This is a genomic window from Armatimonadia bacterium, assembly GCA_039679385.1.
Classification (GTDB): domain Bacteria; phylum Armatimonadota; class Zipacnadia; order Zipacnadales; family JABUFB01; genus JAJFTQ01.
The window spans coordinates 1-9036 of the sequence record JBDKVB010000160.1; the positions used below are offsets into that span (position 1 = coordinate 1).

A 9036-nucleotide genomic window follows, 5' to 3' on the forward strand; every position below is an offset into this window, starting at 1 on the left:
AACGTGCGTCCCGCACCGGGTGTGGCGCCGTGGACCGACAACCTCAGTCATGGCGAACTGGTCCGGGAGCGCAACGACGAGAGGATGCCGGTAAATCCGCAGCACCTGTGCATGGTCTTCCAGGGCACGCTGGAGTCGGAGAAGGCCGGCAAGGGCTACGGGCAGTTTCCCTGGCGGCTGGGACTCCTGACGCCTGCGGCGAAGGACCGTTAGGCGCGACCGCCTCCTGCCGACTGGGCCAGACTCGGGAGACCTTGGGCCACGCTCGCAGCGCTGCGGGCACTGCTGTTCTCTCCTCGACGCCCGGGTGCAGTTGGATGGCCCTTGGCTGTCCGATGTGGGTCCAGCGGGAGGGGTGGGCTTTGCAGGCGTTGTAGTAGCCAACGAAGTGCAGGGCTTTGTCGTCGAGATCTGCCAGGTTCCCGAAGCTGCCGCCTTTGAGCATGCGCTGCTGCGGGGAAACAAGACCGGGGTCGTCCGGGCCGCGGTTCGTCTGCCAGCCCGGCTAAGCCGCTCTGGGCAAAGCGTCCCCGCCAGCGCACGACGGTGGCTCGGCCGCAGTGCAGGTGGGCGGCGATGAGGGCATTGCTCAACCCCTCGGCGGCAAACATGAGGATGCGGCTGCGCAGCACCTTCTGCGGCGCCGTCTGCTGATGCACGGTCTTCTCAAGGTGGCCACGATCTGTCTCGGACAGGAGGATGAGGACAGCACGTGGGCCCGGCATGCTCCACTCTCTGGGATTGGTGCAAGGCCGATTCCGCGTCGCTTCTCGGATCCTCTGTTATCCGTCTCGCTATCCTAGTGACAGGACACTAGATCGGGGGCGAAGTCGATGAAGCGTCTGGACGCGACGGTGCTTGAGGCGATCGCAGAGGTGATCTGCGGGTCGGGCGAAGGGGGAAGCGGCGGGTACGCATCGCCGGGCCCGTACCGAACCAAGTCAGAGATACAGGCCTTCTTCGAACGTGCGGAAGTCAGCCCTCAGGGCATATCATCGACTCGGAAGTGGTTCACCCTCGAGGCGCTGCAATCCATCAATGGCACCGACCGTCTCCGAAGTGTAATACTACGGCTCGCGTCTCCCAAGGAGTACCGGGGGGATGCCGAGATGACAGCGGCGGTGTCCGAGCATCTGAATCGCATCCTGCAGGTGGAAGGCCTGGAGACTGCACTGGTGGGTGTCAACCCAACGCTCAGGGAGAGGGCAGCGACAGCCGCCCCACCCAAGCCGAAGATCAAGCAGATCGAACCCGCCCCTGACTTCGAACGGTTTGTGACGGACAGCAGCCTCGCCGACATACTTTCGTTCCGATGGGATGAAGCTCAGAGATGCGTCCAGGGCGGTGCTCATCTATCAGCCATCGTGATGATGGGGAGCGTTCTCGAAGGAGCTCTACTGCACAAGGCCGAGCAGGACCCGGCCACAGCGGGCCGGGCCAACTGCAGCCCGAAGGACCGGACGGGCAAGACCAGGTCCATCAGTGAATGGGGGCTGTCGAAGCTCATCGAGGTGGCTCACGAAGTCGGCTGGCTCCAGGGCGACGTGAAGCGGTTTAGCCACGCTCTGCGTGAGTCCCGCAACATGGTCCATCCCTACGTCCAGAGGCTGGAGACCGACCGTCCCGACCAAGACACCTGCTCGATCTGCTGGCAGGTCGTCAGGGCCGCGATCGCCGATCTCATGGGAGCAGACTGAGTGACCCCAAGGAATGGAAACGCCTTGCCGAGGTGGACTTCCCTATCGCCGCCTTCCCCTGCATGCCGCGTGACAGCCGGCCGATGCGACGATCCGACGGGAGCTCCAGGCGAAGGCGCAACTCCTCGGCGAGAGTGCCGTCCCAGTTGGGGTGCATACCGGCGCCGAAGGCCATCAGGTCGGACATCGTCATCCACTCCGGGAGACTGATGCGCTCGGGGACGTAGGAGACGAGGAGCTTCATCGCCACGTCCTCCTTGAGGGGGTCCAACCCCAGGACTGACAGGTGGCCGGAGCTGGGTGAGAGCAGGCCCATGAGCATTTCGATGGTCGTGGTCTTGCCGGCGCCATTGCGGCCCAGGTAGCCGTAGACACTGCCTACTGGAACGCGGAGGTCCACTCCCTGGACGGCGAGGGTTCGTCCGAAGCGCCGTGTGAGACCGTCTGTCTTGATGGCGAGATCAGCCATGACGGGTTCCCCCCTACTCCCTTCGTCTCGCTTCAGTCGGCCGACATCCCTACCTCACAGAGTGGGCTGAAGCTCCCTCCGCTCCGAGCGCGGCGTCACGGAGACTCACGATCGACCTCTTCCCTGCCGATGACGCCGGCTGCCTCGGCTTCCGCGATCAGCTCTGCTGCCAGGGCTCGGAGCTCGGACCAGTCGAGACCGATACTGCGACCCAGCGCGATGGCCGCTCGCCAGCGTCCACGGAGCAGCTCCAGGCCCTGGGCGTCCGCAACCTCCAACGCCTTCTCAGCGACGAAGGTGCCGCTGCCCTGTCGAGAGGATAGGAGACCCTCGGCCTGCAGATCCCGGTAGACGCGAGCCACAGTGTTGGGGTTGACCCGAAGCTGCGCGGCCAGCTCACGCACCGTCGGCACTTGGTCGCCGGGGCGCAGGACGCCTGTGGCGATGCCCAGGCGCATCTGCTCTGCAAGCTGCAGATACAGGGGTGTGCCCGAACTGGAGTCGAGTGAAAGGTACATTGTATTAGTACATTAATACACTTGACCTGGCGTGTCAAGGCTCTTTCCACGCCTGTGCCGGCGAAGGGTAGTCCTCTCAACGCTTCCAACAGAAGGGAAAGAGCCGGTAGAGCGGGAAAGGCTCGGGCAGTCAGACTGCACGCCCTTGCCTGAGGTAGATCTGCGAGAGGCGACGCAGGACAACCGGCCGCGGACGAAAGCGGCCCCTCAACCACTTGGTACAGGGAGCTCCTATGCGAGGCATTCTCTTCGAGGCGCCACGCCGCATCAGACTGGTGGAAGATGTGGCGGTGCCCGTTCCGGCCGATGGCGAAGTACTGGTCCACTGCACTCATGTGGGACTCTGCGGCAGCAATGTGCCCCAGTACACTGCTGAAGGACGCTGGGCCAAGAGCACCTGGCCGGGGCCCGTCGGCTGGTCCGGACACGAGAACGTCGGTTTCATCGTGCAGTCACGCCTGCCTGGTTGGCCCGAGGGCACGCCCGTCCTCGCCCAGTCAAGGGACCACCACGGCTATGTCGAGTCCATCGTCGCGCAGCGGCAGTCGCTGGCCCGACTACCGGAGGAGGCGTCTGACCTGGCGCCCTATATCGTGGCCCAGCCTCTGGCGACGGTGCTGCGGGCTCTGTCAAAGACGGAGCCGGTGATCAATGAGCGCTGCGCCGTGGTCGGCCAGGGGCCGATCGGGCTGCTGTTCACCTGGATGCTGCGACGATCGGGCGCTCGGCAGGTTATCGCCCTCGACAAGGTTGGCTGGCGTCTGGACTGGAGCCGGCGACTGGGAGCCTCAGCCGTGGTGGACACCTCGCAACAGGACGCGGTCGATGCCGTGCGGGGGCTGACGGACGGAGGGATGGTCGACTTCGCCATCGAGGCCGCCGACACTCCCGAAGCGCTCACTACCGCAGCCTACCTACTCCGGCGCGAAGGGCGGCTGTGTCCCTTCGGTGTGCCGCGCTACGAGACTCAGGAGTTCCCGTGGCTACATGCACTTCACAACGAACTGCGGGTAGTCACCTCACACGGTTCAGGCTGCATGCAGTTCTTCCAGACCGCTGTGGACCTGATCGCGGCCGAGGGCGCAGAGGTGACGCAGATCGTGACGCCACGCCTGCCGTGGGATCAGGCCGCGGAAGCCTTCGCGATGTACGCAGACCCAGCGAGTCATGTGGGATCGCTGAAGGTGGTACTTGAGCTCTAGCTAGTGAAGGGCCTCGACGGGCACCGCTCGGCCGTGCAAGGACAGCCTGCGGGGTCTGCTCCGCGGCGTCGCTGCGCTGAGGGAGGAAGTGCAAAGCATGCGGCACCAGTCGGGATACCCGGAGTTCAGTATGCTGCAGGCCCAACTGGAGCATTGGGCCCGGAACCACGCACGGACCATGCAGCTTGAGACGCTCGGGGAGTCTGCCGAGCGGCGGCCAATCCTCGCGGCTATCCTGACCGATCCCGATGCCCCCGACGAGACCAAGGAGCACGTGCTGCTGACCGCCCAGCATTCGGGCCTTGAGCGCAGCGCTACCACGAGCCTGTTCTCCCTCATGGAGTGGCTCCTGTCCGGCGATGCGAGGGCCGCGGACATCCTGCGCCATAGCGTGGTCGTCATGATGCCGGTGGTGAATCCGGACGGGTACGTGCACGGCACCCATGCCAACACGGCCGGGTACGATCCGTATACCCGCTGGACGCTGGAGGGACCACAGGCCCCTGAGGCGATGCCCGAGGCGGTGGCCGTCCAGCAGATGATGGACAGGTACATGCCCGAGGTCCATGCTGACGCCCACGGACTGGACCTGAGCTTCCCGGGGTACCTTAGCCTGGAGAACTCGGGAGCCTCGTACTCCAACCTTGCGTTGCGGCCATACCACAGTGAGCTGACGGAGCAGATGGACGCTGCTGCACGCGACGAGGGTTTCCCCTCCGACCGACTGGAGCAGGACGCCGAGAGACTGGTGTGGGGGCCCGAGCTGGAGGCAATGGCCGCGAAGTGCTGGGTCGGGCGGCCCCGGGTCTACGCAGCGGTGTACTGCTATTGCCACTACCACTCCATGCTGGCCGCGTCAGAGGTGATGTGGGAGCGCAGCGGCTTCCTGCGGCACCGGCGGTTGCTGGAGCTTGCCGCCGAGGTCTGGCCGGGCGAGGTCTACCCGGGCTATCCGACGAGGGTGATAGGCACGAACATACTCCACGCCATCGTGGCGTATGGAACCAGTGCCCAGGCACGGCGCCGCAGCCGAGTGGAGCTATGGAACCGGCTGGACCAGATGACGCACGGCATGGTGAACCCGCAGACCGAGGGGCTTCTGCTTTACGTATGCGCCACCTCGCAAACCTCGGCCCGCGAGCTGTCCCGGGACCAGACTCTCGATGGGTTCCGCCGTTTGCTTGCTGGTAGCCCTCTGATCGAGGAAGGGCCCCTGTTGCCGCTCTTGGGTACCTTCCCGACGGGCGCAGGGCAGTGGGGTGCCGGACCAAACCTGCACCTGAGTTCGCTGCCCCACGGCCAGGCGGCCTCCCCTCTGCCGGAGCACGGGATTGCCTTCAGGCTACGGATCCCCTATGGGCAGGCGGCGCTGCAGGAGGTGCGGCTCAACGGCGCTCTGTCGCCGGTCTCCGAGACGGACGGGTACCTCGTCTACCGCGACCGAGGCTATACGTACTTGCAGATCAACGTCCCACCGGCACGTGCGGCGAAGGAGGACCTCTTCGTGGTCTCTTGCCGCTATGACCCGAAGGAGCGCCGCGAGCAGGGATGGACACCCACGATATGAGGACGAGGAGCATGAGACTCTCGCCTCCAGGCCGCCACAGGCCAGCGGGCAGAGCTGCCGACAATGGATAGCCTCGGCGAGACCACTGCAGCGCCTGACCGACCGGTATCCAGCGACGGGCCTCGAGGGCCGGTTGTCGCAGGCCTCCTCCTGCTATCGGTGGTGGCCGCCTATGCGCCCTCGCTCAGGCTAAGCTTCCGCGTCGACGATTACCCCTGGCTGGTTGTCGCCCGGCTGTGGGCCAGTGCCCCTCAGGTCTGGCGTGCGGTGATTGTGAGCGAGAACGGCTGCACGCCCCTTTTTGACCTCGTCTTCCTGACGCTCTACCACCTCGGGGGCACCACGAACGCCGTGCCCTATCACTGCTACCTGCTGCTGACACACTTCCTTGCCTCGCTAGCGGTGTTCTGGCTGGGTGCCACGCTGTTCAGCCGACGAGCCGCACTCCTGGGCGCTGTGGGGTTCGCCCTGTTCTGGGGCAACCACCAGACCGTCACCTGGATCGCCGTCGGTTACCGTCCCCTGTGCAGCTTTCTCGTGATCTGCGCCGTCGTCTTGTTTCTGCGCTTCCGGCGTGAGAGCCGTCGCAGCTTCCTCGGCTGGGCGTCCGTGCTGAGTCTCCTCGCGATGTTCAGCAAGGAAGATGGCCTCGCAGTGATCCCCCTGCTGTTTCTCGCAGACGTCCTCGTCCTGCGCCGTTGGCCCTTGCGAGAGCGCAACTGGGTCGCCTACCTGCCTCTGCTCGCCGTGTGCCTGGTCTACGGCCTGCTCCAGCCGGTGACTCGTGAGACAGGAGGCACCCTTTCAGGGCTCCAAGAGGGCTTCTACTGGTTCGGCCCACACATGGTCCGCAACCTGCTGGATATCGTGCCGCAGCTTCTCGTGCCCGACATCTCCCGTGGCGGCTTCCGCGCAGTCTTGCACAGCGCCTTGCCGGGCGGCCTCGCGGATCTGGCAGGGCCTGTCGGACTTCTCGCGCGCATCGTCTTCACGCTCGCGGCCCTCGGACTGCTGATACGCGGCCGCGGTCCCGTGCGCCACCTCGTCGCCTGGATGTACGTTGCCTTCTTGCCCTTCGTCGCCTTCACCTATGAGTACGCCGTCTCAGCGCGCTACCGGTATCTGCCGGCCGTCGGCTTGATGCTGCTTCTCGGCTACGGTATCTGCTCGTTGAGCACTCGACTGGCCCGGCGGCCGGGTCAGAGGTCCGTGCTGTGGGCGCTGACCGGGTTCGCGCTTCTTGCGAATCTCGGTCTCCTGTGGCGTCTCGAGAGCAGACTGTACCGGGATGCGCAGATGCGCCAGGCGGTCCTTGGCGAACTGCAACGAGTGCTTCCTGAGGTCCCGCCGCGCACGGTATTCCGCTTCGAGGGTCTGCCGAAGAACGTGGAGGATGCCGTGATGGCGGTGAGCGTGCTGTACGACGTGCCCACCTGGGGGCTACGACCTCGCGACGCCGGGGATGCCACCTGCGTCGTCCACTTCGAGGGGCTACGCATAGCGGGTGTGCAGAGGATCCCCCGACCTCAACCGCCTGCGCCTCCTTTCCCCGCCGCGCAACACTGGTGGGAGGATGGCTGAGACCTCAGCCCGAACCCAGTCTCTGCCCTGACCTGAATGCTCTGGTCTGCCGGCAAGAACCGAGGACGAGGCGAACCCGTCAGGGTGCACACCCGGCACGCTCACTGGTGCGCCGATCACGGCCCTGGACTCGGGCAGCAGATCGCGGCGGCCCTTCGAGGGGCCGCCGCGATTGTGTGTAGCCAAGGCCCTGGAGCTGATCTGGGCTACTTGCCCTTTCCCTGGTCGTGGGGGACCTTCACGGTGCCCGAGGCGGTGGACTGGTTACCGGAAGCGTCGGTGACCACGACGCTGAGGGAGTACTCGCGGCCGGGACTGGGTCCAGCACGCTCAGCGCGGAGCCAGACCTCCCAGACGCCACCGCTCTTGACCACAGTCCAGTCGGGAACGGTGTTGCCGTCGCCGAGGCCGTTGATGGGCTCATTGCTGGTGACGTTGATATCCACCACCGGCGCGGCGTCGCAGATGTCGTAGACGGAGAGGGTCGCGCACAGAACCATCTTGTGATTGACCGGCCACAGGGTGTCCTTGAGCAGCTTCCAGGTGAGCTCCGGCGGCGTGGTGTCGACGACCTTGACCTTGAAGGTGTCACGGGCGACGTTGCCGGAGTCGTCGGTAGCCGTGCAGTTCACTGTGGTGGTTCCGAGCGGGAAGACCGTTCCGGAAGCCGGCGTGCAGGCCACGTCGACGGAGGTGTCACAGATGTCGGTGGCCGAGCAGGAGAAGGTCACCTTCGTGCCATTCCGGGTGGCCTGTTCCACCGTGATGTCCTTGGGAACCGTCAGGACGGGTGGCGTGGTGTCCTGCACGAGTATCTGGACGGTGTCGGTGTCGGTCTGCCCGGCAAGGTCGGTCACTGTTAGCAGTATGTTGTGCAGGCCCAGGGGCAGGGTGACCTTGAGGGTCTTGCCATAGCCGAGGACAGTGGTCCCTTCCTTCCACTGGTAAGTGATCGAGGGCTGTCCTACACAGACCACGCTAAGCGTCGAGACCTGGATGTCGACGGCCCAGTTCGCATCCACAACGACGTACACGTAGTTGCTCAGCAGCCATGCCGGGTTGAGGTTGAAGACGGAGAGGGTCGTCTCGCCACTGCTGCTGCCTTTGGTGAGGATGCCAAGGTAGTGCCACTGCCCCGGTGAGTGGGCGTCCCAGAAGTACACCGCGTCATCCTCGTCAGGGTCGACGTCCCAGGCCTGGATAGACAGCGTAGCCTTGAGGGGCGTCACACCCGCCGGAAGGTTGGCGTGTTGCCACTGGATGTCGTCGTAGGTCCAGCCCGAGTTCACATTCACTACGTTCTGCCAAGGCATGACCTGGCCCGCGGTGCCGGCAGTCGAGGACGATCCATCAAAGGTCACTTCGGTACCGGCGGAGGTGGCCTGCTCGACGGTCTGGTCTGGCCCGGCCTTCGCGTCGGGTGGATCGGGTACGTACAGATCGAGGTTGTCGACCACGATGTGGTGGCCTACCCCGTTGTCACCGGAGGCGTGGTCTGTTCCGGTGTTGGCGTCGGGGATTATCCTGAGGGTGTCGTAGTACCCCATGCCGAAGGTCATGTCGCCGCCGAAGTAGCTTGTCAGGCGGTAGGCGTAGGAGACCAGGCTGCTGTTCCGGTAGCCGGCGAACCACACGTATTGGCCGTCGTTCCAGGCGGCGCCAACACGGGCCCCGACCACGGCGAAGGGGCGACCATTCATGGTCATGGTGGCTTCGTAGGGGCCAGAGATACCGACGTGGCCTTGAATGGTGTTGTAGTAGCCATTGGGCGGCGCGAGGTAGTTTTTGGTGATCCAGTCCGTACTGGACCAGTTGAAGCCGGCGTAGGGACTGGGGACCACGCCCCAGCTCTCGTATCCCGGGTACAGGCTCTCAAAGTCGATGATCACGGCCTGACTTGTGCTCGCCAGGAGCAAGAGTAGAACCACGATCAGAAGCGTCTTTGCACGCCCCATCGCCAACTCCTCCTCGGACGCATTCGGCCCCATGGTCTGCATCTACA

The 9036-nt window shown here is 64.9% G+C and carries 8 protein-coding genes; 5 read left to right on the forward strand and 3 right to left on the reverse strand.

Features of this window, described 5'->3' with window-relative positions; translation table 11 throughout:
* Window positions 1-213: hypothetical protein (locus ABFE16_18800; protein MEN6347347.1), on the forward strand; the 213-nt coding region annotated here is incomplete at its 5' end.
* Between the two features lie 620 nt (window positions 214-833).
* Window positions 834-1697: a hypothetical protein gene (locus ABFE16_18805; protein ID MEN6347348.1), complete on the forward strand. Its 864-nt coding sequence runs from the start codon at window positions 834-836 to the stop codon at window positions 1695-1697.
* Here ABFE16_18805 and ABFE16_18810 read toward each other — a convergent pair.
* Together ABFE16_18810 and ABFE16_18815 are read right to left on the reverse strand one after the other, a co-directional pair.
* Window positions 1681-2166 carry an ATP-binding cassette domain-containing protein gene (locus ABFE16_18810; protein MEN6347349.1) on the reverse strand — a complete coding sequence of 162 codons (486 nt, stop codon included), beginning with the start codon at window positions 2164-2166 and terminating at the stop codon, window positions 1681-1683. The genes ABFE16_18805 and ABFE16_18810 overlap by 17 nt on opposite strands.
* A 95-nt stretch (window positions 2167-2261) precedes the next feature.
* The gene (locus ABFE16_18815) at window positions 2262-2684 is read right to left on the reverse strand and encodes a GntR family transcriptional regulator (GenBank protein MEN6347350.1); all 423 of its coding nucleotides are present in this window, start codon (window positions 2682-2684) and stop codon (window positions 2262-2264) included.
* A gap of 233 nt (window positions 2685-2917) precedes the next feature.
* Here ABFE16_18815 and ABFE16_18820 point away from each other — a divergent pair, with 233 nt between their 5' ends.
* From ABFE16_18820 to ABFE16_18830, 3 genes are all read left to right on the forward strand, one after another.
* Window positions 2918-3886: a zinc-binding dehydrogenase gene (locus tag ABFE16_18820; GenBank protein ID MEN6347351.1), complete on the forward strand. Its 969-nt coding sequence runs from the start codon at window positions 2918-2920 to the stop codon at window positions 3884-3886.
* A 97-nt stretch (window positions 3887-3983) separates the two neighbouring features.
* Complete coding sequence (locus ABFE16_18825) at window positions 3984-5453, forward strand: M14 family zinc carboxypeptidase (protein MEN6347352.1); 1470 nt, start codon at window positions 3984-3986, stop codon at window positions 5451-5453.
* A 63-nt stretch (window positions 5454-5516) separates the two neighbouring features.
* Entirely contained in the window at window positions 5517-7034 is a 1518-nt protein-coding gene (locus tag ABFE16_18830; protein MEN6347353.1) for a hypothetical protein, read from the forward strand.
* Window positions 7035-7240: 206 nt separating this feature from the next.
* On the opposite strand, the gene ABFE16_18835 is transcribed toward ABFE16_18830, so the two are convergent.
* Window positions 7241-8989: an HYR domain-containing protein gene (locus ABFE16_18835; GenBank protein MEN6347354.1), complete on the reverse strand. Its 1749-nt coding sequence runs from the start codon at window positions 8987-8989 to the stop codon at window positions 7241-7243.
* Window positions 8990-9036 lie beyond the last annotated feature (47 nt).